Origin of the sequence: Alteraurantiacibacter buctensis (assembly GCF_009827655.1) — a bacterium.
Taxonomy (GTDB): Bacteria; Pseudomonadota; Alphaproteobacteria; order Sphingomonadales; family Sphingomonadaceae; genus Alteraurantiacibacter; species Alteraurantiacibacter buctensis.
The window spans coordinates 533,062-558,186 of the sequence record NZ_WTYV01000001.1 but is presented as its reverse complement, the minus strand read 5'-3'; the positions used below and the strand labels follow the sequence as shown (position 1 = coordinate 558,186).

General features: G+C 66.8%; 34 protein-coding genes. 19 read left to right on the top strand and 15 right to left on the bottom strand.

Features of this window, described 5'->3' with window-relative positions; all coding sequences use genetic code 11:
* The 5 genes from mnmE to hemE all read right to left on the bottom strand — a co-directional run bounded on the left by mnmE (window position 1) and on the right by hemE (window position 4,603).
* Window positions 1–1,278 carry a tRNA uridine-5-carboxymethylaminomethyl(34) synthesis GTPase MnmE gene (gene mnmE / locus GRI99_RS02615; RefSeq protein ID WP_160770432.1) on the bottom strand — a complete coding sequence of 426 codons (1,278 nt, stop codon included), beginning with the start codon at window positions 1,276–1,278 and terminating at the stop codon, window positions 1–3.
* 13 nt (window positions 1,279–1,291) lie between these two features.
* On the bottom strand, window positions 1,292–1,573 hold the full coding sequence (locus tag GRI99_RS02610; protein WP_160770431.1) for a DUF6489 family protein: 282 nt from the start codon (window positions 1,571–1,573) through the stop codon (window positions 1,292–1,294).
* Between the two features lie 140 nt (window positions 1,574–1,713).
* Window positions 1,714–2,970: a transcription termination factor Rho gene (gene rho / locus GRI99_RS02605; protein WP_160770430.1), complete on the bottom strand. Its 1,257-nt coding sequence runs from the start codon at window positions 2,968–2,970 to the stop codon at window positions 1,714–1,716.
* A 157-nt stretch (window positions 2,971–3,127) separates the two neighbouring features.
* Complete coding sequence (locus GRI99_RS02600; protein ID WP_160770429.1) at window positions 3,128–3,571, bottom strand: CopD family protein; 444 nt, start codon at window positions 3,569–3,571, stop codon at window positions 3,128–3,130.
* Between the two features lie 9 nt (window positions 3,572–3,580).
* Window positions 3,581–4,603 (bottom strand): uroporphyrinogen decarboxylase, encoded by a 1,023-nt coding sequence (gene hemE, locus GRI99_RS02595; RefSeq protein WP_160770428.1) that lies wholly within the window; start codon window positions 4,601–4,603, stop codon window positions 3,581–3,583.
* A gap of 304 nt (window positions 4,604–4,907) precedes the next feature.
* On the opposite strand from hemE, the gene GRI99_RS02590 reads away from it, so the two are divergent.
* The 9 genes from GRI99_RS02590 (at window position 4,908) to GRI99_RS02550 (ending at window position 10,881) form a co-directional block, all read left to right on the top strand.
* Window positions 4,908–5,753: a pyruvate, water dikinase regulatory protein gene (locus GRI99_RS02590; protein ID WP_160770427.1), complete on the top strand. Its 846-nt coding sequence runs from the start codon at window positions 4,908–4,910 to the stop codon at window positions 5,751–5,753.
* Complete coding sequence (locus GRI99_RS02585; protein ID WP_160770426.1) at window positions 5,750–6,325, top strand: Maf family protein; 576 nt, start codon at window positions 5,750–5,752, stop codon at window positions 6,323–6,325. Before GRI99_RS02590 ends, GRI99_RS02585 begins: the two co-directional genes overlap by 4 nt.
* Complete coding sequence (locus GRI99_RS02580; protein ID WP_160770425.1) at window positions 6,322–7,194, top strand: shikimate dehydrogenase family protein; 873 nt, start codon at window positions 6,322–6,324, stop codon at window positions 7,192–7,194. The genes GRI99_RS02585 and GRI99_RS02580 overlap by 4 nt, the downstream gene beginning before the upstream one ends.
* Window positions 7,191–7,781 carry a dephospho-CoA kinase gene (gene coaE, locus GRI99_RS02575; protein WP_160770424.1) on the top strand — a complete coding sequence of 197 codons (591 nt, stop codon included), beginning with the start codon at window positions 7,191–7,193 and terminating at the stop codon, window positions 7,779–7,781. Before GRI99_RS02580 ends, coaE begins: the two co-directional genes overlap by 4 nt.
* Before the next feature lie 47 nt (window positions 7,782–7,828).
* The gene (gene dnaQ, locus GRI99_RS02570; RefSeq protein ID WP_160770423.1) at window positions 7,829–8,512 is read left to right on the top strand and encodes a DNA polymerase III subunit epsilon; all 684 of its coding nucleotides are present in this window, start codon (window positions 7,829–7,831) and stop codon (window positions 8,510–8,512) included.
* A 54-nt stretch (window positions 8,513–8,566) separates the two neighbouring features.
* Window positions 8,567–9,139: a ribosome hibernation-promoting factor, HPF/YfiA family gene (hpf, locus tag GRI99_RS02565; protein WP_160770422.1), complete on the top strand. Its 573-nt coding sequence runs from the start codon at window positions 8,567–8,569 to the stop codon at window positions 9,137–9,139.
* A gap of 109 nt (window positions 9,140–9,248) precedes the next feature.
* Window positions 9,249–9,710 (top strand): PTS sugar transporter subunit IIA, encoded by a 462-nt coding sequence (locus GRI99_RS02560; RefSeq protein ID WP_160770421.1) that lies wholly within the window; start codon window positions 9,249–9,251, stop codon window positions 9,708–9,710.
* A 23-nt stretch (window positions 9,711–9,733) separates the two neighbouring features.
* Window positions 9,734–10,075: a DUF1491 family protein gene (locus GRI99_RS02555; protein WP_160770420.1), complete on the top strand. Its 342-nt coding sequence runs from the start codon at window positions 9,734–9,736 to the stop codon at window positions 10,073–10,075.
* 197 nt (window positions 10,076–10,272) lie between these two features.
* Complete coding sequence (locus GRI99_RS02550; RefSeq protein ID WP_160770419.1) at window positions 10,273–10,881, top strand: cell wall hydrolase; 609 nt, start codon at window positions 10,273–10,275, stop codon at window positions 10,879–10,881.
* A gap of 24 nt (window positions 10,882–10,905) precedes the next feature.
* Here the strand turns inward: GRI99_RS02550 and xth are convergent, their stop codons facing one another.
* From xth to GRI99_RS02535, 3 genes are read right to left on the bottom strand one after another with little or no spacing between them, the layout of a single operon-like run.
* Window positions 10,906–11,679: an exodeoxyribonuclease III gene (xth, locus tag GRI99_RS02545; RefSeq protein WP_160770418.1), complete on the bottom strand. Its 774-nt coding sequence runs from the start codon at window positions 11,677–11,679 to the stop codon at window positions 10,906–10,908.
* 8 nt (window positions 11,680–11,687) lie between these two features.
* Window positions 11,688–12,020, bottom strand: a complete 333-nt coding sequence (erpA, locus tag GRI99_RS02540; RefSeq protein WP_160770417.1) for an iron-sulfur cluster insertion protein ErpA — start codon at window positions 12,018–12,020, stop codon at window positions 11,688–11,690.
* Window positions 12,021–12,063: 43 nt separating this feature from the next.
* Entirely contained in the window at window positions 12,064–12,492 is a 429-nt protein-coding gene (locus GRI99_RS02535) for a CBS domain-containing protein (RefSeq protein ID WP_160770416.1), read from the bottom strand.
* A gap of 111 nt (window positions 12,493–12,603) precedes the next feature.
* On the opposite strand from GRI99_RS02535, the gene GRI99_RS02530 reads away from it, so the two are divergent.
* Entirely contained in the window at window positions 12,604–12,891 is a 288-nt protein-coding gene (locus GRI99_RS02530) for a hypothetical protein (RefSeq protein ID WP_160770415.1), read from the top strand.
* Window positions 12,892–13,019: 128 nt separating this feature from the next.
* Here GRI99_RS02530 and GRI99_RS02525 read toward each other — a convergent pair whose 3' ends face one another.
* The 4 genes from GRI99_RS02525 to GRI99_RS02510 all read right to left on the bottom strand — a co-directional run bounded on the left by GRI99_RS02525 (window position 13,020) and on the right by GRI99_RS02510 (window position 16,019).
* The gene (locus GRI99_RS02525) at window positions 13,020–13,352 is read right to left on the bottom strand and encodes a (2Fe-2S) ferredoxin domain-containing protein (RefSeq protein WP_337192833.1); all 333 of its coding nucleotides are present in this window, start codon (window positions 13,350–13,352) and stop codon (window positions 13,020–13,022) included.
* A 62-nt stretch (window positions 13,353–13,414) separates the two neighbouring features.
* The gene (locus GRI99_RS02520; RefSeq protein WP_160770839.1) at window positions 13,415–13,921 is read right to left on the bottom strand and encodes a DUF2497 domain-containing protein; all 507 of its coding nucleotides are present in this window, start codon (window positions 13,919–13,921) and stop codon (window positions 13,415–13,417) included.
* Between the two features lie 23 nt (window positions 13,922–13,944).
* Complete coding sequence (locus GRI99_RS02515; protein WP_237438075.1) at window positions 13,945–15,390, bottom strand: TolC family outer membrane protein; 1,446 nt, start codon at window positions 15,388–15,390, stop codon at window positions 13,945–13,947.
* A 23-nt stretch (window positions 15,391–15,413) separates the two neighbouring features.
* Window positions 15,414–16,019 (bottom strand): protein-L-isoaspartate O-methyltransferase family protein, encoded by a 606-nt coding sequence (locus tag GRI99_RS02510; RefSeq protein ID WP_337192832.1) that lies wholly within the window; start codon window positions 16,017–16,019, stop codon window positions 15,414–15,416.
* A 151-nt stretch (window positions 16,020–16,170) separates the two neighbouring features.
* Between GRI99_RS02510 and GRI99_RS02505 the strand changes: the two genes are divergently transcribed.
* The 5 genes from GRI99_RS02505 (at window position 16,171) to GRI99_RS02485 (ending at window position 20,840) form a co-directional block, all read left to right on the top strand.
* A complete protein-coding gene (locus GRI99_RS02505) occupies window positions 16,171–17,694 on the top strand; it encodes a fumarate hydratase (protein WP_202392893.1) in 1,524 nt (507 codons plus the stop codon).
* On the top strand, window positions 17,691–18,374 hold the full coding sequence (locus tag GRI99_RS02500) for a hypothetical protein (protein ID WP_160770412.1): 684 nt from the start codon (window positions 17,691–17,693) through the stop codon (window positions 18,372–18,374). Before GRI99_RS02505 ends, GRI99_RS02500 begins: the two co-directional genes overlap by 4 nt.
* A 65-nt stretch (window positions 18,375–18,439) precedes the next feature.
* Window positions 18,440–19,723 carry a sensor histidine kinase gene (locus GRI99_RS02495; RefSeq protein ID WP_202392892.1) on the top strand — a complete coding sequence of 428 codons (1,284 nt, stop codon included), beginning with the start codon at window positions 18,440–18,442 and terminating at the stop codon, window positions 19,721–19,723.
* A complete protein-coding gene (locus tag GRI99_RS02490; RefSeq protein ID WP_160770410.1) occupies window positions 19,720–20,484 on the top strand; it encodes a LytR/AlgR family response regulator transcription factor in 765 nt (254 codons plus the stop codon). Before GRI99_RS02495 ends, GRI99_RS02490 begins: the two co-directional genes overlap by 4 nt.
* Window positions 20,481–20,840 carry a hypothetical protein gene (locus GRI99_RS02485; RefSeq protein ID WP_160770409.1) on the top strand — a complete coding sequence of 120 codons (360 nt, stop codon included), beginning with the start codon at window positions 20,481–20,483 and terminating at the stop codon, window positions 20,838–20,840. Before GRI99_RS02490 ends, GRI99_RS02485 begins: the two co-directional genes overlap by 4 nt.
* Before the next feature lie 112 nt (window positions 20,841–20,952).
* On the opposite strand, the gene GRI99_RS02480 is transcribed toward GRI99_RS02485, so the two are convergent.
* Entirely contained in the window at window positions 20,953–21,267 is a 315-nt protein-coding gene (locus GRI99_RS02480; protein ID WP_160770408.1) for a UrcA family protein, read from the bottom strand.
* A 270-nt stretch (window positions 21,268–21,537) separates the two neighbouring features.
* Between GRI99_RS02480 and GRI99_RS02475 the strand changes: the two genes are divergently transcribed.
* Genes GRI99_RS02475 through GRI99_RS02460 form a run of 4 tightly spaced genes read left to right on the top strand, consistent with a single transcriptional unit; the run spans window position 21,538 to window position 23,924 of the window.
* Window positions 21,538–21,804 carry a hypothetical protein gene (locus GRI99_RS02475; protein WP_160770407.1) on the top strand — a complete coding sequence of 89 codons (267 nt, stop codon included), beginning with the start codon at window positions 21,538–21,540 and terminating at the stop codon, window positions 21,802–21,804.
* A 49-nt stretch (window positions 21,805–21,853) separates the two neighbouring features.
* On the top strand, window positions 21,854–22,708 hold the full coding sequence (locus GRI99_RS02470) for a diacylglycerol kinase family protein (RefSeq protein ID WP_160770406.1): 855 nt from the start codon (window positions 21,854–21,856) through the stop codon (window positions 22,706–22,708).
* Entirely contained in the window at window positions 22,701–23,519 is an 819-nt protein-coding gene (locus GRI99_RS02465; protein WP_160770405.1) for a metallophosphoesterase family protein, read from the top strand. The genes GRI99_RS02470 and GRI99_RS02465 overlap by 8 nt, the downstream gene beginning before the upstream one ends.
* A gap of 36 nt (window positions 23,520–23,555) precedes the next feature.
* Window positions 23,556–23,924: a response regulator gene (locus GRI99_RS02460; protein WP_160770404.1), complete on the top strand. Its 369-nt coding sequence runs from the start codon at window positions 23,556–23,558 to the stop codon at window positions 23,922–23,924.
* A gap of 63 nt (window positions 23,925–23,987) precedes the next feature.
* Here GRI99_RS02460 and rpsI read toward each other — a convergent pair whose 3' ends face one another.
* Together rpsI and rplM are read right to left on the bottom strand one after the other, a co-directional pair.
* Window positions 23,988–24,512, bottom strand: coding sequence for a 30S ribosomal protein S9 (rpsI, locus tag GRI99_RS02455; protein WP_160770403.1), 525 nt, complete (start codon window positions 24,510–24,512; stop codon window positions 23,988–23,990).
* Window positions 24,512–24,991: a 50S ribosomal protein L13 gene (gene rplM / locus GRI99_RS02450; protein WP_160770402.1), complete on the bottom strand. Its 480-nt coding sequence runs from the start codon at window positions 24,989–24,991 to the stop codon at window positions 24,512–24,514. The genes rpsI and rplM overlap by 1 nt, the downstream gene beginning before the upstream one ends.
* Window positions 24,992–25,125 lie beyond the last annotated feature (134 nt).

The window sequence follows — 25,125 nt, the reverse complement described above, 5'->3', positions numbered from 1 at the left end:
TTACTTGCCGATGCAGAAGCGGCCGAAAAGGGTATCAAGCACATCTTCCGTACTGGTCCGGCCAAGCAGGGCGTCGAATGCCACCCGTGCCTGGCGCAAATGTTCGGCGAGCATCAGCAAGTCGGTCTGTTTGGATGCTGCCTCAAGGTCGCGCATTGCCAAGGTCAGCAGATCGCGTTGCCGTCGGTTAAGCGCCAGGTCGCCGGGCTTGGGGAGAAGTGCTCGGGCATGGTCGACCAAATCCCGCCGCAATTCATCCATCCCGGCACCGGTCATAGCCGATATGCGATGACGTGCGTTGGTTTTTCCCGGATGATCGGGCCGGTCGATCTGGGCAGCAATCTCCCAGACACCGTCGGGGCCCTGACCTTCCGGCCCCAGCCACAGAACCAGGTCCGCACGGGCAATCTCGTCCCCGGCGCGGACAATCCCGGCTGTCTCAATCGCGTCGTCGGCCCGGTCATGCAGCCCGGCCATATCAACCAGCGAGAAGGGCACGCCACCGATGGCAACCGGGCGCAACAAGACATCACGCGTGGTTCCCGCCTGGGGCGCCACGATGGCCGCCTCGCTCTCCAACAAGGCATTGAAAAGAGTAGATTTACCTGCGTTTGGCGGACCAGCCAAGGCAACCCGGAACCCCTCGCGCATCGGCTCCGCAGCGGGCGCAGCCAGGGCCGCGCGCAAATCATCGCTCAGGCCGGACACCTCGCCAGCCAGCTTGGCTGCATCAGCGGAATCGACATCGTCCTCGTCGTCGAAATCGAGCAGGGCCTCAACCCACGCCGAAAGGCCCAGCAGGCGCTCGCGCCAGGCTTCGACCTTGCGCGATAACACGCCGCCCGCGTTGGCCAGGGCCAAGCGACGCTGGAGCTCGGTCTCTGCCGACAACAGGTCGGCCAGCCCCTCAGCTTCAGCCAGGTCGATACGGCCATTGGCAAAGGCGCGACGGGTGAACTCGCCCGCTTGCGCGCGGCGCAAGCCCGGCAGCGTGCCCAGCGCCTGCTCCACTGCCTGCACCACGGCACGTCCGCCGTGCAGGTGCAATTCTGCCAGATCCTCGCCGGTCGCCGTTGCCGGACCGGGAAAGAACAGGATCAATCCATCATCCAGCGCTGTCCCGTCAGCGTCCTTCAACCAGGCACGCGACGCTCGACGCGGCGGCGGCACCCGTCCGGCCAGGGCCTGCAGGGCCGACGAAGACTGCGGCCCGCTGATCCTGATAACCGCTATACCGGCAGGCGGCGCGCCGCTGGAAAGCGCAAAAATCGTGTCCATGCGGCGCCGGAGTTCAATCGTCGCTGGAACTGCGGCTCTTGCCCGGCCGTGACGAGGTTCCGGCCGTGGCGGACTTGGCCGCACCCTCCACGAAGGACTGGAACAGCTTCAGGCCCATCTGCCCCATCGGAGCGAGTTGCCGGGCATATTCATGCAGTTGCTCGGTGTTCGAGACGCCCTGCATGGCCTTGGCGATAGCGTCGACATAAACCGAGTTGGCCTTCTCGACATCGGGCAAGCCCATGAAACGGCGAGCCTCCTCGGGGGAGCAGTCGATCTCGATATTCACTTTCATGGCAACACGCCTTTCACCGCCAAGGTCCCGGGTCCCAAGTGTCATATATGAGCAAGACGGTGGATGATTTCCAGTGCTGTTCGATCCTCGTGAAAAAGGGGGCCGCAGCCCCCCTCTTCCCTTTCGCTTGTACAAATCGCCTACTGGTTCATGGTGGCGAAGAAGTCCGCATTCGACTTGGAATCCTTCATCTTGTCGAGCAGGAATTCCATCGAGTCCACCGTGCCCATCTGCATCAGGATCCGGCGCAGCACCCACATCTTGGAAAGCTGGTCCTTAGGTACCAGCAGTTCTTCCTTGCGGGTGCCGCTCTTGCCCACGTCCAGCGCCGGGAAGATGCGCTTATCAGCCACCTTGCGGTCCAGCACGATTTCGCTGTTGCCGGTGCCCTTGAACTCTTCGAAAATCACCTCGTCCATGCGGCTGCCGGTATCGATCAGTGCCGTGGCGATGATGGAGAGGCTGCCGCCTTCCTCGATGTTGCGGGCCGCACCGAAGAAGCGCTTGGGACGTTGCAGGGCGTTGGCATCCACACCGCCGGTCAGCACCTTGCCCGATGACGGGACGACGGTGTTGTAGGCGCGGCCAAGGCGGGTGATCGAATCCAGCAGGATGACCACGTCGCGCTTGTGTTCCACCAGGCGCTTGGCCTTCTCGATGACCATTTCGGCCACCTGCACGTGGCGGCTGGCAGGCTCGTCGAAGGTGGAGGAGATCACCTCGCCCTTCACGCTGCGCTGCATGTCGGTCACTTCCTCGGGCCGCTCGTCCACCAGCAGCACGATCAGGAACACTTCCGGATGGTTGTCGGTGATGGCCTTGGCCATGTTCTGCAGCAGCACGGTCTTGCCGGTGCGCGGCGGGGCCACGATCAGGGCGCGCTGGCCCTTGCCCTGCGGGCTGATCAGGTCAATCACGCGGGCGCTCTTGTCCTTCACCGTGGGGTCCACGGTATCCAGCACCAGCCGTTCATCGGGATAGAGCGGCGTGAGGTTGTCGAAGTTTGTGCGGTGGCGCACGGCCTCCGGATCGTCGAAATTCACCTTCAGGAGCTTCGTCAGCGCGAAATAGCGCTCGCCATCCTTGGGCGCGCGGATCTCGCCTTCCACCGTGTCACCCGTGCGCAGACCCCATTTGCGGACCTGGTTGGGCGAGACATAGATATCGTCCGGGCCGGCGAGATAGTTCGCTTCCGGGCTGCGCAGGAAACCGAAGCCATCCTGCAGCACCTCGATCGTGCCGATGCCGAGGATTTCCTCGCCGTCCTCGGCCACCTCTTTCAGGATGGCAAACATCAGGTCCTGCCGGCGCAGCGTGCTGGCGCCTTCAACCTCGTATTCCTCGGCCATGGCCACCAGCTCGGCCGGGGTGCGCTTTTTCAAATCTTTCAGATGCATAGTGGTATTTCCGTGTACGCGTGGAGGCCGGCCGGTCCGAGGGGCGTGGAGAACGCAGGACTTGGGTTACGTGATCGTCACCCGTGCCGGAAAATCAGGTGCGGGATATGCCTTTGGGGCCAGCCCGTCAATTCGCTTTCGGTGAACCGAGAGCGGCTCAGAACGGGCGCAGGACAACCATAATGACGATGATCGCCGCAGCCACGCCGGGCACCTCGTTCAGCAGGCGCAATTGTTTGCCGGTCAGCGTCCGCTCGCCGCGTACCAGCTTCTTGTGATAGGCCGCCAGGTAGCCGTGATACCCCGAAAGGCCCAGCACCAGCAGCAGCTTCACGTGCAGCCACCCGGCGCCCCAGACGTTCAGGGTCTGCGCCAGGGCCAGCCCCAGTACCCAGACGACCACGATCGAGGGCGTGAGAATGATCTTGAGCAGCTTGCGCTCCCGATCCAGCCACACGGTTTCTTCGGCCGATCCTGCTGCTGCTTCCTGATGATAGACGAAATAGCGCGGCAGGGCGAACAGGCCCGCCATCCAGAAGATCACGAAGATGATGTGGCCGGCCTTCAGCCAGAGGTAGATCATGGGAAGCACCTGCTGCATGGGGCCGATTTAGGCGGATGAGCGGACAATTTCCAGCAGCCGTTCAACGTGGGCGATAGGTGTGGACTTGTCGATCCCGTGGCCCAGGTTGAACACGTGGGGCCGGTCGGCAAAGGCAGCCAGCACGGCGCGCGCAGCCTCTTCAAGCTCCGCTCCGCCGGATATCAGCAGCAGCGGGTCGAGATTGCCCTGCACCGGCATTTCCGGCGGCAACTGGGCGTGCACCCAGCGCGGATCCTGCGTCTCGTCCACGCCCACGGCGTCAACGCCCGTTTCCCGCGCATAGGCCGGCAGCTTGGCCCCTGCTCCCTTGGGAAAGCCGATGATCGGCACCTCGGGGTGCCTTGCGCGAATGGTACTTACGATCCGCGCGGTGGGGGCCACAACCCAGCGCTCGAACTGCTGGGGGGAAAGGCTGCCCGACCAGGAATCGAACAGTTGCACGGCTTCCGCGCCGGCCTCGATCTGCCCGGAGAGATAGACCAGCGAGCTGTCCACGATGGCATCGATGATCGCCCCGAAGGCTGCCGGATCGCGATAGGCCATGGCCCGCGCCAGGTGATGGTCCTTCGACCCTTCGCCCGCCACCATGTAGGTCGCCACGGTCCACGGGCTGCCGATAAAGCCCAGCATGGTCTTGTCCGGGCCCAGTTGCGCCCTGGTTAGCCGCACGGTGTCCCACACCGGCTGGAAATGGTGCGGCGCGGGGGTGAGCGCCGACAGCGCGGTATCGACCAGCCGGGGCGACAGGTGCGGCCCCTCGCCCGCGAGGAACTGCAGGTCCTGGCCCAGGGCGTGGGGCACGATCAGGATGTCGGAAAACAGGATCGCCCCGTCAAAACCGAAGCGGCGGATCGGTTGCAGGGTGATCTCGGCTGCCGCCTCGCTGTCATAGACAAGGGCCAGGAACCCGCCCTTCTCCGCGCGCAGGGCCCGGTATTCGGGCAGGTAGCGTCCGGCCTGGCGCATCAGCCACACGGGCCGCCTGTCGGTCACCTGGCCACGCAGCGTATCAAGGAGAATTCCGGGCATCGTGAAAGAGTCCAAACAATAAAATAATAGATTCTTATAAGAATTTAGGAGTCTGTTGGCCCTGTGGATTGCGGGGATTGTGCGCCCTTGCCCGATTTCTCCCGTGGTGAACAGGGGGCGAAAGGCCATGCGACTCTGCAGCCCTGCGTGGTCAAACAGAATCTCTCCCCGCTATCAACAGGCTGTCCATAACCCTGCCGCCCTGTCCACAAAGCCGCTGGCGGAATCCCGGTCAGCGGGGGTGAAAACCCATGCCGTGCTTGTCCATAGGCCCCTCCCGTGGTTTATGCGTGGGTTTGTCCACATGCCCCGCCTCAACCTTCACCTGCTGTCGGATTCCACCGGCGAAACGCTCGAAATGATTGCCAAGGCGGCAATCGCCCAGTTCGACGGGCCGGAGGTGGCGCGCCATTTCTGGCCGATGGTCCGCAGCCGCCAGCACCTTGACCGGATCATGGAGGAGTTCAAGGCCCATCCCGGCCTGGTGCTCTACACCCTGGCCAATCCGGAAACCCGCGCCCGGCTGGAAGAGCGCTGTTCCGCCTTGGGCCTGCCCCACATCGCGGCGCTGGATGCGGTAACCCACGCGCTGGAGGACCACCTGGGCCAGACCGCCCACGGCCGCACCGGCGCGCGCCACGTGCTCGACAAGGCCTATTTCGACCGGGTCGACGCCATCCAGTTCACCATCGCCCATGATGACGGGATCGGCTGGGAGAACTGGGAGGAGGCGCAGATCGTGCTGGCCGGCGTTTCGCGCACCTCGAAGACGCCCACCTCCATCTACCTGGCCAACCGCGGGTTCAAGGTGGCCAATATCCCGCTGGTGGTGGAAAGCCCGCCACCGCCCAGCCTGTTTTCGCTCAAGCACCCGATGGTCGTAGGGCTGACAACGGCCCCCAAGCGGCTGATCGAAATCCGCCGCAACCGCCTGCTCTCATTGAACGAGCGGACCGAGACCGCCTACATCGACGAGGAGCGGGTGGAGAAGGAAGTGGCCTTTGCCCGCCGCATGTTTGCCGATAACGGCTGGCCGGTGATTGACGTCACCCGTCGCTCGATCGAGGAAACAGCCGCCGCCGTGATCAAGCTGTACCAGGAGCGAGAGGCGCGCGGGAACGACGAGCCGCACGGAATCAAGCCGATATGATTACCCTCGCCTCCAAGAGCCAATCGCGCCAGGCCATGCTGGCGGCGGCGGGCGTGCCGTTTCAGGCCCGGCCCGGCGCGGTGGACGAGCGCGCGGTGGAAGCCGCGCTGGGCGATGCCGCACCGGCAGACGTGGCGCTGGCCCTGGCCCGGGCCAAGGCGCTGGCTGTGCCGGCCGATGGCCTGGTGCTGGGCAGCGATTCCCTGGTTTCGGTCCAGGGCCGGCGGTTCGACAAGCCGCGCAACCTTGAGGAAGCCGCCGCGCACCTGCGGTTCTTCTCGGGCCAGGTGATGGAACTGCATTCTGCCGCCGCATTGGCGCGCGATGGCGAAGTGGTGTGGGACCACGCGGCCCTTGCCCGCCTGCATGTGCGCGAGCTGTCGGATAGCTTCATTGCCGACTACCTCGCCGCCGAGTGGCCCGAAGTCAGCCATTGTGTGGGCGTGTTCCGCATCGAAGCACGCGGGGTGCACCTGTTCTCGGCGATCGAGGGAGACCATTTCACCGTGCTCGGCCTGCCGCTGCTGCCAGTCCTTGGTGCCTTGCGCCAGTTCGGGGCCCTTGCCGCATGAGCCAGCCTTACGCAGAGGTGATCGGCGATCCCATCGCGCAGTCGAAGTCGCCTGCCATCCATGGCTACTGGCTGGGCAAGCTGGGGATGGAGGCAGACTACCGCGCGGCCCATGTCACCGCCGGCGGGCTGGCCGATTACCTGGCCTCCCGGCGTGAAGACCCGGACTGGCGCGGCTGCAATGTCACCATGCCCCACAAGCAGGCCGTGATTCCGCTGCTCGACCGGCTGGAGATCGGCGCGGAGATGGTCGGCGCGGTCAATACCATCGTTCCCCGCCGCCGTGCCGGCAAGCCTACCATGCTGATCGGCAGCAACACCGATGTCGCCGGTTTCATCGAGCCCTTGCAGCCGCTGCTGGCCCGGCCGCACCTGTTCCGCATGGCCCGCGTGCTGGGCACAGGCGGCGCAGCGCGGGCGATCATCGCCGGGCTGGCCGAACACGGCCTGACGATCGTTCTGGCGGGGCGCGATCCGGCCAAGGCCAGCGCCCTGCTGGAAGAAATCGACCCTGAGGGCGAGCATCATGCGGTGGACCTGGCACACTTTGCCGATCCCACCGATTTCGCCTTCGATGACCGGCAGGGCTGCCTGGACCTGGTGGTCAATGCCAGCCCGCTCGGCATGGTCGGCCAGCCGCCGCTGGCCTATGATTTCAGCCACACCCCGCCTGGCGCGGTATTCTACGATATCGTCACTGCGCCGCCGGAAACTCCGTTGCTGGCCGAGGCCAGGGCGCGCGGGTTTGCCACCATAGACGGCCTGGCCATGCTGATCGGCCAGGCGGCGGTGGCCTTCGAGCGATTCTTCGGCGTGCCTCCGCCCCGTGATGATGGCGATGCCGAACTGCGCGCGCTGCTCACCCGATGACGCGGCCGAAGATCCTCGGCCTCACCGGCTCGATCGGCATGGGCAAGAGCACGGTGGCGGAGATGTTCCGCGAGCTGGGCGTGCCAGTGTTCGATGCCGATGCCGAAGTGCACCGGATGCAGCGGCCGGGCGGGGAACTGCTGCCGGCGATCGAGGCGGCCTTTCCCGGCACTACCGGCCCTGAAGGCGTCAAACGGTCCGAACTGGGCGCAAGGGTTTTCAGTGACGATACCGCCCTCGCCCGCCTTGAAGCCATCGTTCATCCCGCCGTGCGCGCCTTGCGAGAAGCCTTCCTGATCGAGCACTGGCAGGCCCCACTGGTGGTGTTCGACGTGCCGCTGCTGTTCGAGAAGGGGGGCGCGGACGAGGTGGATGCGGTGGTGGTCGTCTCTGCTCCGGCAGGAGTGCAACGCGCGCGGGTTCTGGCGCGGGAAGGCATGACGCCGGACAAGTTCGCGGCCATCCTTTCCCGGCAGATGCCCGATGCAGAGAAGCGCGCGCGCGCCGATCATGTGATCGATACCGGCACCTCGCTCGCCGCCGCCCGCACCGCAGTCAAACAGCTGGTGGACAAGCTGCGCCCCTAGTTGCGCGCCCGGTTGCGCACTGGCCGGCACGGGCCGATAGAAGGCCGATGCGCGAAATTGTCTTCGATACCGAAACCACCGGCCTCGATCCGCTGACCGGCGACCGGCTGGTGGAGATCGGCTGTGTGGAAATGGTCAACCGCGTGGTCACCGGCAACAGCTTCCACGCCTATTTCAACCCGCAGCGCGACATGCCGCTGGAAGCCGAGCGGGTGCATGGCCTTTCCGCCGCTTTCCTGGCCGACAAGCCCCTGTTTGCCGAACGGGCGGACGAGTTGCTCGCATTTATCGGGGATGCCCCGCTGGTGGCGCACAACGCCCAGTTCGATTTCGGCTTCCTCAACGCCGAGCTGGCGGCTGTCGGGCTGGAGCCGGTCTCGCTCGATCGCATGGTCGATACCCTGGGCATTGCCCGCCGCCGGCACCCCGGGGCCAAGCATTCGCTCGACGCGCTGTGCACCCGCTATGGCATCGATCGCAGCCACCGCGTGAAGCACGGCGCGCTGCTGGACGCGGAACTGCTGGCGCAAGTTTATGTGGAATTGACCGGCGGACGGCAGATCGGCCTCTCGCTGGCGACCGAAACCGTGGTGGAAGTGGTGGAGGTGGTCACCTTCCGTCCCCGGCTGGGCACGCCGCGCCCGCCGCGCCCGCACGCCGCGACTGTCGAAGAGCTGCAACGCCACGCTGCTTTTCTGGCAACACTGGAATCTCCGCTTTGGCATAATTAAGTCCAAATCAGGATCTAGAGATACAGACTCGGGTTCGCAGAAGGAGAGTGATGTATGGATATTCGCGTTTCCGGCCACCAGATGGCTACCGGTGCAGCCCTGCAGGAACATGCGGCGGATCGCCTGGAAGTCATTATTGAGAAGTATTTCAGCCGGGCGCTTTCCTCCACCGTCACCTTCGGCAAGGCGCCCAGCAACGCCTTTGACTGCGATATCGTGCTGCACGTGAACCACGGCCTGATCCTGAAAAGCCACGGGCAGGCACACGATGCCCACGTGGCCTTCGACGCGGCGGCCGAGAAGATCGAAAAGCAGCTCCGCCGCTACAAGCGCCGCCTGAAGGACCGGCACGAACAGGCCGCCCACGCCGCCCGCGAGGAAGAAGCCGCCTACACCATCTTCGCCATGCCCGAACCCGAGCCGGAAACGGAAGAGGTGGTGGTCGATGCCCCACCGGTGATCGCCGAAACTCGCGTGGACATCCCCGAATGCAGTGTGTCGGATGCCGTGATGATGCTGGACCTGCGGCACACCAACGCGCTGTTCTTCAAAAATGCTGGCACAGGCAGGCATAATATGGTCTATCGCCGCAACGATGGGTCGATCGGCTGGGTCGAACCGTCTTGATCGGGCTGTTTCCTTTTCGGGGACCCGGTCGTTTAGCCAACAAAAACAGTTCTCTCCCCTGTCTGTCCGGACGCCGGGCAGGACTGTGACACACGCGAAGCAATTGCCGATGGACCCCCTCTATCTCCTGAAGCCCGATTCGGTCGCCATTGTCGATGCGGCCGACAAGCAGGCCATCCTCGATCGCCTGAGCGGGCTTTTCGCCAGGTCCTACGACCTGGATGCCGGGCTGGTGCTGGAATACCTGGAAGAGCGCGAGAAGCTGGGTAGCACCGGCTTTGGCCGGGGTGTGGCGATTCCGCACGCCCGCATTCCGGGTATCCAGCGCCCGGTGGCGGCATTGCTGAAGTTGAACCAGCCCGCGCAGTTCAACGCCGCCGATGGCCTGCCGGTGGAACTGGTCTTCGGCCTGCTCTCGCCCGAGAACAGCGGCGCGGCGCATCTCCATGCCCTCGCCGCCATCTCGCGCCTGCTGCGCGACGAGGCCGTGCGCGACGCCTTGGCCGATGCGCCCAGTGAAGAGGCCATGTACGGCCTGCTCACCAATGCCACCGACCGGGATGTTGCCTGAGGGCCATGGATCCGAGCGGCGCCATGGATGAGCGCCTGCCAGCGCACATCGAGGTTTCCGGCCTGATCCGCGCGGTTGATGCCGCCGGTGGCTTTGCCACGGTGCTGGCCAAAGGCGAGCGGGATGCCGGTACGATCCTGGTAATCTGTTGCCATCGGGATACACCGGCCCGTGCCTGGGAGCGGATGCCGCAGCCCGACGGGAGCCGGAAATGGGCTCTCAGCCGCCAGCAAGACCCTGAAAATGCTGCGGCCCTCACCGAATGGTACCAGCGCCGCCACGACCAGGACCCGGATCTGTGGGTGGTCGAACTGGACATCGCCGAGGCGGAACGTTTCATCGGAAACGGGTCGCACAACGGTTGACATGCTGCGGTGCAGCAGTAAAGGGCCGCGCACTTACCCATGCGTAGGCCCTTCGACCCGCGGCAATGCAGCCGCAATCGGGGCACGTAGACGGGGAGCGACCGGCAGGTAACGCGCCGGTTCCACTGGATCCTCCCGGGTCCGCCGGAGCCGCCACCCTGCGTCAGGCCCGCTCACCGCCCTGAGCATTCTCATTGATGATCTCTTTCACCCGCCGTGCCGGGGTTTTCACCTCGGCTGCGCTGCTGATTGCAGCCACTGCCGCCACCGGCCTTTCCGGCGCTTTGGCGCAGGAACAAAACCTTCAGGATCTGACCTTCGTGGCCGAGCCCGTGGTCCAGCCCGTTCCCCAACCTTCCGCCGAAGTGCCCGCTGCCCCTGTCGCAGCACACTCGCTGCCCGCACTGGTGGCCGAGATGGGCCAGCACGGCGATCTCTCGCCCGCTCTCACCTGTCTTGCCCAGGCGGTCTATTTCGAAGCCCGTGGCGAAGCGCTGACCGGCCAGCTTGCCGTCGCCCAGGTGGTGATCAATCGCGCCGAGAGCGGTCGCTTCCCGCGCGACTATTGCGCCGTGGTGCGCCAGCCGGGACAGTTCTCCTTCGTGCGGGGCGGTGCCATTCCCTCCGCGCCCTCAGCTTCTCCCGCTTGGGTCCGCGCCCGCGCCATTGCCCGCATTGCCGAGCAGGGCCTGTGGGACAGCGGCGTTGGCGAATCGCTCTACTTTCACAATTCGGGCGTCCGCCCTTCGTGGTCGCGCCGCAAGGCCAGCGTCGCCCGCATCGATAGTCATCTGTTTTACGAGTGAGTGAAGGGGCGCCGGCTGGTGCCCCTAGATTCTCAGTTCCACCCACACGGGCGCGTGATCGCTGGCCTTCTCGCGCCCGCGGTGGGCCTTGTCGACCCCGGCGGCAACCATGCGGTCCGCGCAGTCGGGTGACAGCAGCAAGTGATCGATGCGGAAGCCATGGTCCCGTTGCCAGGCACCGGCCTGATAGTCCCAGAAGGTCCACACGCCGCCGCGCGGGTTGAGCGTGGCGATGGCATCGGTCCAGCCGTCGGCCAGCAGGCGCGCATAGGCATCGCGCGATGCGGGCTGCATCAGGGCATCGCTGGCCATGGCCGAAACGGACCACACGTCCCTGTCTTCCGGGATGACGTTGAAATCGCCCAGCACCACGGTCGGAATCTCGGCAGCCAGGTGTAGCGCGCAGCGGCGGCGCAGGCGGTCCATCCAGGCCAGCTTGTAATCGAATTTCGGGCCGGGCTGCGGATTGCCGTTGGGCAGGTAGAGGTTGCAGATCCGCACCCCGCTCACGTCTGCTTCGAGATACCGGGCCTGCTCGTCCAGCTCATCCCCGGGCAGGCCGCGCTGCATTTCCACCGGGGCCACACCGTCGGCCAGGATGGCCACGCCGTTGAAGCCCTTCTGGCCATGCCAGATAGCCTGGTAGCCGATCTTCGCGAATTCCTCTGCCGGGAAGCCCTCGTCCTGCGTCTTGATCTCCTGCAGGCAGGCGACGGCGGGGCGGGTTTCCTCCAGCCATTCGAGCAGGCGCGGCAGGCGGGCCTTGATGCCGTTGATGTTGAAGCTGGCGATCCGCACGGAAACGGTCAGATGCCGAAGCTGGAACCGCAGCCGCAGCCGCTGGCGGCCTGCGGGTTGTCCACCCGGAAGGCCGCGCCGCCCAGCGATTCGACGTAGTCCACCTGGGCGCCTGCCACCAGGTCCAGGCTGACCGGATCGACCACCAGCAGCACCCCGTCGGTCTCGCTCACCAGGTCTTCCGCGTCCGGCCCGTCGGCCAGGTCGAACTTGTACTGGAAACCCGAACAACCGCCGCCATCCACGGCCAGCCGCAGCACGGGGTTTGCCTTGCCCTGGCGCTGGGCGATCAGGCGTACGCGCTGGGCGGCGGCGGGAGTGAGGGTGAGTGCATGGGCCATGCGGGAGATGTAGGGCTGCCGGGCCGCGCGCTCAAGGTATCACTCACGCCAGCGTGATATACTCGCGCATCTGCTGCGCTTCGGCCTCGATGCTCTCGATGCGGTACTTCACCAGGTCGCCGATCGAGACGAAGCCGAGCAGGCGACCGGCTTCCACCACCGGCAGGTGCCGGATGCGCCGCCTGGTCATCAGCGAGAGCGCGGTCATCACCTCCACCTGCGGCTCGATGGTAATGGCCGGCGCGGTCATCACCTCGGCCACCGGCCGGGCCAGCGCGGCCTCGCCTTCCTTGGCCACGCAATAGAGCAGGTCACGCTCGGAAAAGATGCCAGCCACTTGGCCGCCATCCAACACCGGCATGGCGCCGATCCGGCGTTCGGCCAGCAGCCCGGCGGCGTGGCGCACGCTGTGTTGGGGGGAGCAGGAAACGATCTCCTGCTGGCGGCCTTCGATGATACGCCTGATCGACATGGGCGTCCTCCTCTCACTCCGACACACCTTATCGCACGCTTTGCCGAGTCTTGCCAAATCGGGCGCGGCATACGGTTGCATCGGGGCGGGGGAAGGCCCATTGAAGGGGCCATGCAGAGCTCCCCCCTCGATGATCCGGCCAAGGCTGCCTATGCCTGGGCGCGCTACCGGCGCCTGATGCGCGGCATGTTTGCCTTCACCGTGCTGGTGGTGATCATCGCCCTGGGCGCGCTTTATGCCGAATTCGGGCTGGTTTCGGTCCACCTGTTTATCGCCACGGCGCTGGGTATCGGCTTTGCCATGCTGCTGATGAGCGCGTTGATGGGCCTGGTGTTCCTCAGCAACGGCACCGGCCACGATGCTGCGGTGGACAACAACCTCGATTCGCTGGATCCCTGATCCGCTGCGCTTGTTGATGAAGTACAGACGCGGGAGCCGGGAAATGCGCCCCTGAAAGGCGGCGCGAGATTCGACGGTAGCAAAGAGCCGATCATGGCCTGCCCTGTACAAGGCCCTGTAGGAAAGCCCTAATCGTGCGCCTCGTCGCCTGCGGGCCGCAGCCGGTATTCCTCCACCGGCTCGCCGCCGATCAGGTGCTGCTGGATGATCCGCTCCAGCACCTCGGGGCTGCACGAATGGTACCACACCCGGTCCGGCCAGACGACGGCGATCGGCCCTGCGGCGCAGATCTGCAGGCAATCGGCCTTGCTGCGCTGGACCCCGCCGCCGGGAGCATCGGGGGAAATCAGCCCCAGCTCCTTCAGCCGCTTCTTGAGGAACTTCCAGCTCTCCGCGCCGTCCTCTCGCCGGCAGCATTCCTGCTTTTCGGAAATGCCGCACAGGAAGATCTGGCGGGCCACACTGGCCCCCTTGATCTTGCCCAGCGCGCGGCGGGCCTGTTGCAGCTCTGCGGCCGAAGCGGTCAGCGCTTTTTCCCGGCGATGCGGGCGATCTCGGCCTTCACCAGCCGCTCGACGATCTCGGGCAGGTGGGCATCAAGCCACTGGGCCATCATCGGCCGCAGCATCTCGCGCACCATGCCTTCAAGCGAGGTTTCTCCCGATCGCACGATGCGCGGCGCGGCCGGCGGTTCGGCCAGCATGGCAAGGGCGGCAAGCGACTGGCGCATGGCATCGGCCGCCTGGTCGTTGGTGAGGCCGGCGCCCGCGTCCACCGGATCGGCGCTCTCGCCCCCGGCGAAGGGCATGGCGGACAGGTCCAGCACGTCTTCGTCCTCGCCCTCGTCCTCCTCGGGAACGGGCGCGGAGAGCGGCGACAGCGAATGGAAGCCGGGTTTGGCAGGCGGCGCGGCTGCATCGGGTGCGCGCTGTCGCCGCAGGGCATCGGCCTGGTCACGGTTGTCGCGCGCGATCACCTTCTTGATCGATTCGAGGATTTCCTCGACGGAAGGTTCGCCTTCGTGCCGCATCGCCACCCCAAAACCCCGTGAAATTATTGACCGGCGGAAATTGCGCCATCCTGCGCGGGGATGTCAACCGTGCGGGTTGCCTGGGCCACCGGCTCGGGGTCAGCCCCCCAGTCGAAGAAGATCGGCCGGTCGCGCTCGAAGTTCACCACCGGATCGTACAGCGGCAGCCCTTCCTCGGCCAGGCCCAGGTCGCGCGCCTCGGCGCGGCCCATCGCGGCCAGCAGGGTGAATCCGGCGACATATTCGTTGCGCCGCGCGGTGACGAGCTGGACCTGCGCGCGCAGCAGTTCCTGCTGGGCATCGAGGATGTTGAGAATGGTGCGGTTGCCCACGGTGTTTTCCGCCCGCACGCCTTCCAGGCTCAGTTCCGCCGCAGCCACGGCGGCCTGGGTCGATTCGATGATCGCGCGCGAAGCCTGCCAACTGGCATAGGCACCGCGCACCTGGGCCACCACCAGCCGTTCGGTGGCGATCACGTTTTCCATCGCCGCCAGTTCGGTCTGCTGGCTCTGCCGCTGGCTGGCCGAGACGCGGCCACCGTTGAAGATCGGCACCGACAGCCGCACGCCCGCCTGGGCGCTGCTGCTGGACTGGTTGGCCGCGCCCGTGCCGGGCACCGAGCCGAGCGTGCCGAGGTAGTTCTGGTAGCCGGAGTTGGCGAAGCCTTCCACGCGCGGCAGGCGGGCGGCCCCGGCCACTTCCACGTCGAACCCGGCAGCCACCGCGCGTTCCTTGGCGGCGATCAGGTCCGGGTTGTTTTCCAGCGCCACGTCTTCCGCTTCCTCCACGCTGGAGGGCAGGCCGGGCAGCGGCGGCGGGGGCTGCAGGTTGTCGGGCGCCATGCCCACTAGCTGGATGTAGTTTTCCCGGGCCCGGATCAGGTTGGCCTCGGCAGTCTGCACGTCGCTCAGCGCAATGGCCCGGCGGCTGGCGGACTGGGCCACGTCGGTCCGCGTCAGGTCACCGATCTCGAAGCGGTCGTTGGTGGCCTGCAGGTTGACTTCCAGCACGTTCAGGTTGCTGCGGGTGAGGCCCACGATCGCCTCGTTCTGGATCACGTCCATGTAGGCCGCAGTCACCTGGCTGAAGAGCTGGCTTTCGGTTCCGCGCAAGGACGCGCGCCCCGCAGCCACGCGGGTTTCCGCGGCCGCCACGCCGTTGCGCACCGCCCCGCCGGAATAGAGCGGTACGGCCAGGTCCACGCTGGCCGAGATCTGCCGCTCGGGCGAGATGAAGCTGGCGGAGCTCTGCTTCAGGTATTCGGTATAGGTGCTGCTGAGGTTGCTGCTGGGCAGGCCGCTGGCCTGCTGGATGTACACCGTCTCGTCGGTGGCGCGCAGGTTGGCGCGGGCGGCCTGCAGCGTGGGGTTGGTCTGGTAGGCGCTGGCCAGCGCCTCGCGCAGCGTATCGGCCCGTGCCGCGGTTCCTGCCAGGCCGGTGCCGGCCAGCAACACGGCCGCCAGGGCCATAACGCGCGACTTCCCGGGCATGATCAGAAGGTCCAGCCCTTCGGCACGTCGAATTGGGCAAGGCGCGGCATGCCCACCTCGATCAGCTTCAACAGCGCGACGTTGCCGCCAGCCTTGCGGCCACGCGCCACGCTGGTCACACCCTTGTCGGCAAGGCCCGTGACCAGGCGGCCATCATCGGCCAGGCGGGCAGCCAGGGCGGCGGGCACCTGCTCCACCGCGCCGTCGATCACGATCAGGCTGGCTTTCGCCTTGCCCTTGGTTGTCAGCGCCTGTTCCGGCGAAAGCACTTCCACGCTGGCCACCTGGCCGCGCAGCAGTTCCGCCAGGTAGCCGCTGCCGCCATCCACCACGATCGCCACGTCATCCGCCTGCGGGGCGGCTTCCTGCAGCAGCAGGCCGTGAACCAGCGGGGCGGCCAGCCACTTGCCATCGCCCAGCGGCACGGCGCGGTCCATGTAGGCCACGGCACGGGCGCTTTCGGGCACATAGGATTCGCGCGGCACCCGGCCCATCGGCCCCACGGCCCACAGGGCGGTAACGCCGCTGGTGCGCAGCTGGCTGTCCACCATGGCCTTGCGGGCGGCGGCATGGTTGTCGGTCTTCACGGGGGAATCGAGCAGCGTCACAATCCGGGTACTCTCGTCACTCTTGCCGATGCGGGCCTTAGGCTTATGAGGGCCGCAGGCCAAGGGGGCTTTTCGGCGTAGTCATAAGGCCGCAAAGTCCGCGATGCGCCAAAATTCGTGTCCGTTTTTGTATCAGCCAGGAGCGTCCGCCATGACCCAGATGACCACCATTCGCGAGGAAGACATCATCGCCAGCGTGGCCGATGCGCTGCAGTACATCAGCTATTACCACCCGATGGACTACATCAAGGCGCTGGGCGAAGCCTACAAGGCGGAACAGGGCCCGGCAGCCAAGGATGCCATCGCCCAGATCCTGACCAACAGCCGCATGTGCGCCGAAGGGCACCGGCCGATCTGCCAGGATACCGGCATCGTCAACGTGTTCATCAAGTGGGGCCAGAATTGCCGGCTGGAATCGCGGATGAGCCTGCAGGACGTGGTCGATGAAGGGGTGCGCCGCGCCTATAACCTGCCGGAAAACAAGCTGCGCGCCAGCGTGCTGGCCGATCCCGCCTTCACCCGCCGCAACACCCGCGACAACACCCCCTGCGTGCTGAGCGTGGACATGGTGCCCGGCAATACCGTGTCGATCGACGTGGCGGCCAAGGGCGGCGGCAGCGAGAACAAGAGCAAGTTCAAGATGATGAACCCCAGCGACAACATCGTTGACTGGGTGATCGAGCAGATCCCGCTGATGGGCGCGGGCTGGTGCCCGCCGGGCATGCTGGGCATCGGCATCGGCGGCACGGCGGAACATTGCATGAAGCTGGCCAAGCTGTCGCTGATGGAGCCGATCGACATGGGCCAGCTGAAGGCGCGCGGGCCCCAGAACGATATCGAGGCGATGCGGATCGAGATCTATGACAGGGTCAATGCCCTGGGCGTGGGCGCGCAGGGGCTGGGGGGCCTCAGCACTGTGCTCGACGTGAAGATCCTCGACTGGCCGTGCCACGCGGCGGGCAAGCCGGTGGCGATGATCCCCAACTGCGCCGCCACCCGCCACGCCCATGTCACCCTGGACGGTTCCGGCCCGGCCTTCCTGCCGGTGCCCAACCTGGATGAATGGCCCGATGTCCACTGGCAGCCCGACGCGGCGGCGAAGAAGGTCGATCTCGACAACCTGACGCGCGAGGAAGTGGCAAGCTGGAAGCACGGCGACCGGCTGCTGCTGAACGGCAAGATGCTGACCGGGCGCGACGCGGCACACAAGCGCATCCAGGACATGCTGAGCCGGGGCGAGGAGCTGCCGGTCGATTTCCGCAACCGGGCGATCTACTACGTGGGGCCCGTCGACCCGGTGATGGGCGAAGTGGTCGGCCCGGCCGGCCCCACCACCGCCACGCGGATGGACAAGTTCACCGACATGATGCTGGACCTGGGCCTGATCGCCATGATCGGCAAGGCCGAGCGCGGCCAGGGCGCGGTGGCCTGCATCGCCAGGCACAAGGTCGCTTACCTGATGGCCACCGGCGGCGCGGCCTACCTGGTGGCCCGCGCCATTCGCGAATCGAAGGTGGTCGGCTTCGAGGACCTGGGGATGGAGGCGATCTACGAGTTCACCGTGCAGGACATGCCGGTAACCGTGGCCGTGGATAGCGAGGGCAACAACGTCCACACCCTCGCCCCGCTCCACTGGCAGCGCAAGATCGCCGAGGAAGGGCTGCTGGCCGGGTGACCGCTTTCCTGCGCAGCACGGCTGGGCGCTGGACCGTCCGCATCCTCGGGCTTGCCGGGGGCTGGGTGGTGGCAACGCAGGCCCTCGGCATGGCCTGGGATGGCGGTGGCCACCTGTTCCTGGTGGCCATGCTGGTGGTGGTGGTGCTTGCCTTCGCCTATGCCATTGACCAGTTCCTCGGTCTGGCGCTCAGCTTCGTTCCCGCGGGTCCGGCCTCCAGGCCGCGCCATTCCGGCCCGATCCCGCCGCTGGCGAAGGCCAAGCAGGCCAGGGTGCGCCGGATGCACGCCGCGCTGGCGCAGGTCGGGGCCTTTGCACCGCAGGTGCCGCCGGTCGAGGCGGCCTTCCCGGCCTTTGCAGTGGATCGCCAGCCGGTGAGCTGGATCGCCCTGCTCGATGCCTATGCCGGGGCCGACTACTACCTGGACACCGCCGAGCCGGCGCAATGGCTGGACACCATCCTGTTCTCCCGCCTGCCCGATGGCTGGGACAGCCCTCCGCAGGGTCGGCGCTGGGCCCTGCTGTGGGAGGACGAAACGGTGATCGTGGCCCTGCTGGTCGATGGCGCGGTGGACGCGCTCAATGCCATCGAATCCGCGCCCACCGGCTGGGAATGGCTGGATGCCGAGGCCGCCGCAGCCTTGGGGCAAGCGGGCCTGCTGATATCGACCAACGATTGACCCGGCCCGACCGGATGACGGCACGGGGCTGGTCAGGCAGGCATTTTCCGGGATAGATGCCCGTCATGACGAGCCTGTCCCTCGATGATAGCCCTGCGCGCGTGCCTTTCCGCACCGTGCTGCTGTCGATCGTGGGGCTGTGGCTGACCTATTTCCTGCTCACCACCCTGCGCGGCGAGCTGGTGGACCTGGGTTTTTCGACCGAGGCCTTCTGGCGCCGCGCCCTCGCCACGCTGGCGGGGGCGGCGATCACGCTGGGGCTGTGGTCGATCCTGCGGCTGTTCGATGCCCGCGCGATGTGGGTCAAGATCGTCGCCGCCCTCACCATCTCGCTGCCCGTGGCCCTGCTGATCGCGCAGGCCAACCAGCTTGTCTTCGCCAGCATGGAGGAGCGGGTCTTCGCCCGCACGGTGGAACAGCGCGGCTTCTCGGTCCGCAAGGACCCGTCGGGTGACCTGCTGGTCGATATTCCGGCCGCGGCCATGCCCGGCCTGCCTGAGGGTCAAACCACGACCACCACGAGCAGCTCGTCGCGGGAGGTGGTCACCGTGGCGGCCGAACGGTTGCAGGAGAGCTACTGGAACCAGATCGTCGAGGTCGCCTATGGCCGCTATTTCATGCTGCTGGCCTGGTGCGCGCTGTACCTGGCACTGCTGACCGGCGAGAAGGCACGCCGGGCCGAGCGGCGCGAGCAGCAGGCGCTGAGCGCGGCCAAGGCGTCCGAACTGCGGTCCCTACGCTACCAGGTCAATCCGCACTTCCTGTTCAACACGCTCAATTCGCTCTCCGCGCTAGTCCTGACCAACAAGACCGCCGCGGCCGAGCGGATGATCCAGACCATCAGCACCTTCTACCGCCGCAGCCTGGCCGACGATCCCACCAGCGACGTGTCCCTGGCCGAGGAAATCGCCCTGCAGAAGCTCTACCTCGATATCGAAGGGGTGCGCTTCCCGCTGCGGCTGGTGGCCCGCTACGAGATTCCCGAGACCCTTGCCGATTGCCAGGTGCCGGGCATGATCCTGCAGCCGCTGGTGGAAAATTCGGTCAAGCACGCGGTCGCCACCAGCAGCGGGCAGGTGACCATTACCCTGGCCGCGCGCGAGGAATACGGGCGCCTGGTGCTGACCGTGGCCGATGATGGCACCCCTGCCCCCCACGCCGCCGCCGAACCGCGCCCCGGCTATGGCATTGGCCTGGCCAATGTGCGCGAACGGCTGGAGGCCCGCTTCGGTAACGAGGCGACGATCACCGCCGGCATCCGGCCCGAAGGCGGTTACGCCACCGAACTGCGCCTGCCGCTGCTGCACGGCCACCGTTACCGGAATGGGCATCGCGAGGCTGCCGAATGAGCTCTACGGAGGGAACTGGGCCGCTGCGCACCCTGATCGTCGATGACGAGCCGCTGGCGATCGAGCGCATGCAGGTGCTGTGCGCGGAACTGGCCGGCCTGTCGGTCGCCGGTACGGCCAGCGACGGGGCCGCCGCGCTGCGCCTGGCCGAGAAGCTGAAGCCCGACCTGCTGCTGCTGGACATGACCATGCCCGGCATGGACGGCCTGGCCGTAGCCCGCGAGGTGGCGAAAATGAATCCGGTGCCGGCGGTGATCTTCGTCACCGCGCACGAGAACTTTGCCGTGGAAGCCTTCGATCTCGACGCGGTCGACTATGTGCTCAAACCCGTGGGGGCCGAGCGGCTGGAACGGGCCATCGCCCGCGCGCTGGCCCGGCGGGAAACCCGCCAGGTGCGGGGCGACAGCACCGCTTGGCTCACCGAGTTCTGGGTGCCCACCCGCAGTGAGCTGCTGCGGATCGACGCGCGCGAGGTCAGCCGCATCGATGCCGAGCGCGACTATGTGCGCCTGCATGTGCGTGGCGGCAGCTACCTGCTGTTGCAGACTATCGCCGGGCTGGAGGCCAAGCTGGACCCGGAGATGTTCATCCGCATCCACCGCTCCACCATCCTGCGGCGCGACATGATCCGGGGCCTGCGCCACGAAGGGCTGGGCGTGTGGTGCGTGGAGCTGGCCGGCAGCAATGGCGAGGACGGGGGCGAGGAGCTGCGCATCGGCCGCACCTACCTGCGCAAGGTGAAGGCGATGGCCGGCCGGTGAGCGCCCCTGCCCAATACACTCCGTTCGATCCGCTGATCCTGCAGTTCGTGGAACTGAAGGAATGGCTGCTGGGCAGCGTGGGCCTGTCCAACGATGCCATGCACATCAACGTGGGGCTGGCGCTCTACCTGGGGATGCTGCTGCTTTTCCGCGGGCGCGGCGGCCTGTGGCTGCCGCTGCTGATGCTGGTGGCGATGAGCCTGGTGGCCGAGGTGTTCGACGTGATCTTCCTGCTGTCGGTCAAGTCGCCAGTCTCGCTGGCAGAAAGCGCGCGCGACGTGGGCTGCACGCTGGCCTGGCCGCTGGTCCTGTGGGCGGTGCTGGCCCATTGGCGACGGCGCGGCCTGCCAGGCTAGAACGCAAAAGAAGGCAGCGGAGAAGCCCTCCCCCGTTTCGCCCGGGAAGGGCTGCCCCGCTGCAGTGCCGGGCCCGAATGGGGATACGGGCCGGTATCGGGGTCGGGACCGCTCAGCCTTCGCCGCGGCGGCCTTCGGAAATTACCCGGGCAAAGCGCTGGTCAAGCTGGGCGCGGGCTTCGCGATAGCACTGGCGCTTTTCGCGGGTCACGATGCGGGTGCCGACATCGGTCTCGCCAATCGCACAGACCTGGCGGGCGGCAGCATCGATCCGACGATCCAGCTCGGCGCGACCCTGCTCGGTGGTCAGGTCCAGGTCGCGGAAGGCAACGCCCGTGGTGCGCTGTTCGACGGTGGCGGCACTAGCGGCAACGGGGGCCAGCGAAAGCGTGGCGGTTACCAGCGCCAGAATGATCTTGTGGGCCATTTCCCTCAAACTCCTCAACAAATGGCTGTCCCGGGAAAGGTGCCCGCCGATGCCGGGGAGAGTGGCATCGGGGGCAGTTGCGCCGCAGCCATTGGGACTCGGTTGGCTGCGGCGCGAGTTGAGGAATAGGCGATTCGGCGGCTGGCGGCGCGCCGGGCTCGACCTGCCGCGATGGGGACTCGACCGGCTGCGCCTGCGTCCGACCAACCGCCAAGCCTGCTCCACCAATGACCGATTGCAGGGCGCTCCGGGGCGGCGCATGGTGGCGGCATGGCCCTGATCGTCGTGTTCCTGTGCGGGATCGCCAACTTTGCCGCCCATCGCGCGGTGCTGGAAAGCGGCCATCCGCTGGTGGCGCAGATGCGCCGCGCCGCGCCGTGGCTGCGCCCGCCGGTGACGCTGGGAGTGGAATTCCTGGCCCTGCTGGTGGCCTTGCTGCTGGTGAGCGGCGGCAGCCCGGGCTGGGCCTGGGCCTATGCCCTCTACACCCTGGGCAGCGGCTGGACCGCGTGGGCGATCATGGCGGGGCGGATGTGAGGGGAACCCGGTGACAGGAACTGGGGCACCGGCGGGGCGTTCGGGCGGGATGAACCGCCTGCACCCCTGCTGCCTGATCACCAACGACAAGAGCGGCAGCAATGACGAAGCGGCAATTGCCGCGCTGCTGCAGCACTGTACCGCTGGCGGGCTGGAGATTGCCCGGCACCTTGCCTTTCCGCAGCAGCCGCTGCCAACTCCCGCAGAACTGGACCGGGCGGGTATCGCGCTGGTGGTGATCTTCACCGGCGATGGCACGCTCAACGCCGCGCTCGATGCGCTGGCCGGCTGGGGCGGGCAGGTGCTGGTGCTGCCCGGCGGCACGCAGAACCTGCTGGCCCGGCGCCTGCACGGCGATGCCGATGCCGCGGCAGTGCTGGCCGCTTTTGCTGCCGGTTCCGCCACGCCGGTCAGGCCGGGGGTGATCCAATGCCCGGTGGGCAATGCCTATGCCGAACTGCAGGCAGGGCCCGGCACCGCCTGGCACGCCGTGCGCGAGGCGATGCGCGAAGGTTCGGTCCTGGAACTGGCGCAGGAAGGCATCGCCGCCGCCGCCGAGACGCTGGCCGCTCCCGGTGTAGCGGTGCGCGACCCGGAGCTGGGTGAGCCGGAGGGCTACCCGCTGTTGCTGCTGACCGCGCAGGACGAGGGGATCCGCGTGGCGGCCTATCACGCGCGGCAGGCGGGCGATTTCCTGGCCCAGGCCGCCGCCCTGCTGGCGCGCAACTTCCGCGAAGGGCCGCATGATGTCCTGGGGCTGGTGCTGCGCGTCACCATCGCCTCGCTTGACGGGGAGCCCTTCGGCCTGATGCTGGATGGCGAGGCGGCCGAACCCGGCCCTGCCTGCACATTCGAACTGGCCCCGTGCGGTGTCGATCTGCTAGCCACCCGGCCGCATGGCTGATCCGCTGCTCCTGTTCCACCTGTCCGACCTGCACTTCGGCTTGGAGGATCCCCATGCGCTGGACTGGGTGGCCCACGAGATCGCCACCCGCCGCCCCGATGCCGTGGCCATCACGGGTGACCTGACGATGCGTGCCCGCGCGCGTGAATTTGCCGCCGCTACCGAATGGATCGGTCGGATCGGGGTGCCGGTGACGGTGGAGCCGGGCAACCATGACCTGCCGGGCTATCACCTGCCCTCGCGCTATCTCGACCCGTTCCGCCGTTTCGCCGCTTTCCGCGACCTGGTGGAGAAGGAACTGGTATTCCCCGATCTGGCCATAGTCGGGCTCAACACCAATGTGCCCGCCCAATGGCGGCTCAACTGGTCGAAGGGGCGGGTCAGCCGCAAGGCGTTGCGGCACTGCCTGGCGCAGATCGATGCCCTGCCCGCCGGCACCCGCGCCATCGTGACCGCGCACCACCCGCTGCGCGAAGCCGGCACCCACGGTACGGCGCTGACCAGCGGCGGGCGGCGGGCGTTGGCCGAACTGGCGCGGCGCGGCGTGGTGGCGGTGCTGTCAGGCCATGTCCACGATGCATTCGACATCATGGAGCCGACGGCGCACGGGCCGGTGCGGATGATCGGCGCGGGCACCCTGTCGCAGCGCCTGCGCACCACGCCCGCCAGCTTCAACGAATTGACCTGGGACGGTGAGGCGCTGACGGTCCGGGTCCGCAACATGGAAGGGCTGCCCACGCCCGCCATGCAGATCGAGGAAGTGCCGGAAGACGCCCAGCCGCCCTTTGCTCCCGACGAGACGAGTGCGTGAGCGGGAACCGATCCCGTGTTGGGGGACTGCCGCCCTATGGCCGCTCGCATTCTGGTCGTTGAAGACGATCTCCTCAACCGCATGTTCTACAACGAGGTGCTCGGCGCGTGCGGGCACGAGGTTGCGATGGTGGCCGACGGCGCAGGGGTGATGCGCGAGGTGGAGCGGTTCAAGCCCGACCTCATCACGATGGACATCCAGCTGCCCCACGTCTCGGGCCTGACGCTGATCGACACCCTGCGCCGCCGCCACGAGACGCGCGACATCCCGATCATTGCCATCACCGCCTTCGCGGGTCGTGAGGAGGAAGCCAGGTGCCGCGCCGCCGGGGCCAGCAACTACCTGGCCAAGCCGGTGACGATGGACCGGCTGAAGAACGCGGTGGACGCCGCGCTGGGCGGCTGAACCAACGAAAAAGGGCGGCCCTGAAGGACCGCCCCGTTTCGTTCGGCACAGTGCCCGAAACGCTTAGCGCTTCGAGAACTGGAAGCTGCGGCGGGCCTTGGCGCGGCCGTACTTCTTGCGTTCCACCACGCGGGGGTCGCGGGTGAGGAAGCCGGCGGCCTTGACCGTGCTGCGCAGGGCCGGTTCGTACTTGCTGAGCGCCTGGGCGATGCCGTGCTTCACGGCACCGGCCTGGCCCGACAGGCCGCCGCCCTTGACGGTGGCAACCACGTCGTACTGGCCTTCGCGATCCGTGATCGAGAAGGTCTGGTTGATCACCAGGCGCAGCGTCGGACGAGCGAAGTAGACTTCCTGGTCACGACCGTTGACGGTGATCTTGCCGGTGCCCGGCTTCAGCCACACGCGGGCCACGGCGTCCTTGCGGCGGCCGGTGGCATAGGCGCGGCCCTGCTTGTCCAGTTCCTGCTCGCGCAGGACGGCGGCGGGGCCGGTGCGCACGGGGGCAGCATCGTCCGCTGCGGCCGGGGCACCCGTGGTCAGCGAATTCAGGTCCGACAGGTCGGACACGGTGTTGTTTTCGTCGGCCATCACTTGGCAACCTTGTTCTTGCGGTTCATCGAGGCAACGTCGAGCACTTCGGGCTGCTGCCCGCCGTGGGGATGCTCGGTGCCGTTGTACAGGTGCAGCGCGCGCATCTGGTCGCGGCCCAGGGGACCGCGCGGGATCATGCGCTCAACCGCCTTTTCCAGCACGCGCTCGGGATAGGCGCTGCCCAGCACCTTCTGGGCGGTCACGCCCTTGATGCCGCCGGCATAGCCGGTGTGACGGTAATAGACCTTGTCGCCCAGCTTGTTGCCGGTGAACTTCACCTTGCCGGCGTTGAGCACGATGACATGGTCACCGCAGTCGACGTGCGGGGTGTAGCTCGGCTTGTGCTTGCCGCGCAGGATGTTGGCGATGATCGTGGCGAGGCGGCCGACGACCAGCCCTTCGGCATCGATCACGTGCCACTTCTTCTCGACCTCGGCCGGCTTGATCGACCGGGTCTGCCTGGAGAGCGCCTTCATGGCTGATGGTTCCTTAGCGTGTTTATGCGAATCCGTTCCCGCACCGGATCCGGTACGAGCGCAGGCGGCCCAATGTCCTGCCGGGTCCGCAAAGTCAAGCTTTCCTGCCGGTTTGCGGAGAGGTAAAATAATAC

Bases quoted from the DNA above. Each gene is read 5' to 3' on its own strand.
- mnmE (WP_160770432.1), bottom strand. From the start codon at position 1,278: ATGGACACGATTTTTGCGCTTTCCAGCGGCGCGCCGCCTGCCGGTATA.
- GRI99_RS02610 (WP_160770431.1), bottom strand. From the start codon at position 1,573: ATGAAAGTGAATATCGAGATCGACTGCTCCCCCGAGGAGGCTCGCCGT.
- rho (WP_160770430.1), bottom strand. From the start codon at position 2,970: ATGCATCTGAAAGATTTGAAAAAGCGCACCCCGGCCGAGCTGGTGGCC.
- GRI99_RS02600 (WP_160770429.1), bottom strand. From the start codon at position 3,571: ATGCAGCAGGTGCTTCCCATGATCTACCTCTGGCTGAAGGCCGGCCAC.
- hemE (WP_160770428.1), bottom strand. From the start codon at position 4,603: ATGCCCGGAATTCTCCTTGATACGCTGCGTGGCCAGGTGACCGACAGG.
- GRI99_RS02590 (WP_160770427.1), top strand. From the start codon at position 4,908: ATGCCCCGCCTCAACCTTCACCTGCTGTCGGATTCCACCGGCGAAACG.
- GRI99_RS02585 (WP_160770426.1), top strand. From the start codon at position 5,750: ATGATTACCCTCGCCTCCAAGAGCCAATCGCGCCAGGCCATGCTGGCG.
- GRI99_RS02580 (WP_160770425.1), top strand. From the start codon at position 6,322: ATGAGCCAGCCTTACGCAGAGGTGATCGGCGATCCCATCGCGCAGTCG.
- coaE (WP_160770424.1), top strand. From the start codon at position 7,191: ATGACGCGGCCGAAGATCCTCGGCCTCACCGGCTCGATCGGCATGGGC.
- dnaQ (WP_160770423.1), top strand. From the start codon at position 7,829: ATGCGCGAAATTGTCTTCGATACCGAAACCACCGGCCTCGATCCGCTG.
- hpf (WP_160770422.1), top strand. From the start codon at position 8,567: ATGGATATTCGCGTTTCCGGCCACCAGATGGCTACCGGTGCAGCCCTG.
- GRI99_RS02560 (WP_160770421.1), top strand. From the start codon at position 9,249: ATGGACCCCCTCTATCTCCTGAAGCCCGATTCGGTCGCCATTGTCGAT.
- GRI99_RS02555 (WP_160770420.1), top strand. From the start codon at position 9,734: ATGGATGAGCGCCTGCCAGCGCACATCGAGGTTTCCGGCCTGATCCGC.
- GRI99_RS02550 (WP_160770419.1), top strand. From the start codon at position 10,273: ATGATCTCTTTCACCCGCCGTGCCGGGGTTTTCACCTCGGCTGCGCTG.
- erpA (WP_160770417.1), bottom strand. From the start codon at position 12,020: ATGGCCCATGCACTCACCCTCACTCCCGCCGCCGCCCAGCGCGTACGC.
- GRI99_RS02535 (WP_160770416.1), bottom strand. From the start codon at position 12,492: ATGTCGATCAGGCGTATCATCGAAGGCCGCCAGCAGGAGATCGTTTCC.
- GRI99_RS02530 (WP_160770415.1), top strand. From the start codon at position 12,604: ATGCAGAGCTCCCCCCTCGATGATCCGGCCAAGGCTGCCTATGCCTGG.
- GRI99_RS02520 (WP_160770839.1), bottom strand. From the start codon at position 13,921: ATGCGGCACGAAGGCGAACCTTCCGTCGAGGAAATCCTCGAATCGATC.
- GRI99_RS02515 (WP_237438075.1), bottom strand. From the start codon at position 15,390: ATGGCCCTGGCGGCCGTGTTGCTGGCCGGCACCGGCCTGGCAGGAACC.
- GRI99_RS02505 (WP_202392893.1), top strand. From the start codon at position 16,171: ATGACCCAGATGACCACCATTCGCGAGGAAGACATCATCGCCAGCGTG.
- GRI99_RS02495 (WP_202392892.1), top strand. From the start codon at position 18,440: ATGACGAGCCTGTCCCTCGATGATAGCCCTGCGCGCGTGCCTTTCCGC.
- GRI99_RS02490 (WP_160770410.1), top strand. From the start codon at position 19,720: ATGAGCTCTACGGAGGGAACTGGGCCGCTGCGCACCCTGATCGTCGAT.
- GRI99_RS02480 (WP_160770408.1), bottom strand. From the start codon at position 21,267: ATGGCCCACAAGATCATTCTGGCGCTGGTAACCGCCACGCTTTCGCTG.
- GRI99_RS02475 (WP_160770407.1), top strand. From the start codon at position 21,538: ATGGCCCTGATCGTCGTGTTCCTGTGCGGGATCGCCAACTTTGCCGCC.
- GRI99_RS02470 (WP_160770406.1), top strand. From the start codon at position 21,854: ATGAACCGCCTGCACCCCTGCTGCCTGATCACCAACGACAAGAGCGGC.
- GRI99_RS02465 (WP_160770405.1), top strand. From the start codon at position 22,701: ATGGCTGATCCGCTGCTCCTGTTCCACCTGTCCGACCTGCACTTCGGC.
- GRI99_RS02460 (WP_160770404.1), top strand. From the start codon at position 23,556: ATGGCCGCTCGCATTCTGGTCGTTGAAGACGATCTCCTCAACCGCATG.
- rpsI (WP_160770403.1), bottom strand. From the start codon at position 24,512: ATGGCCGACGAAAACAACACCGTGTCCGACCTGTCGGACCTGAATTCG.
- rplM (WP_160770402.1), bottom strand. From the start codon at position 24,991: ATGAAGGCGCTCTCCAGGCAGACCCGGTCGATCAAGCCGGCCGAGGTC.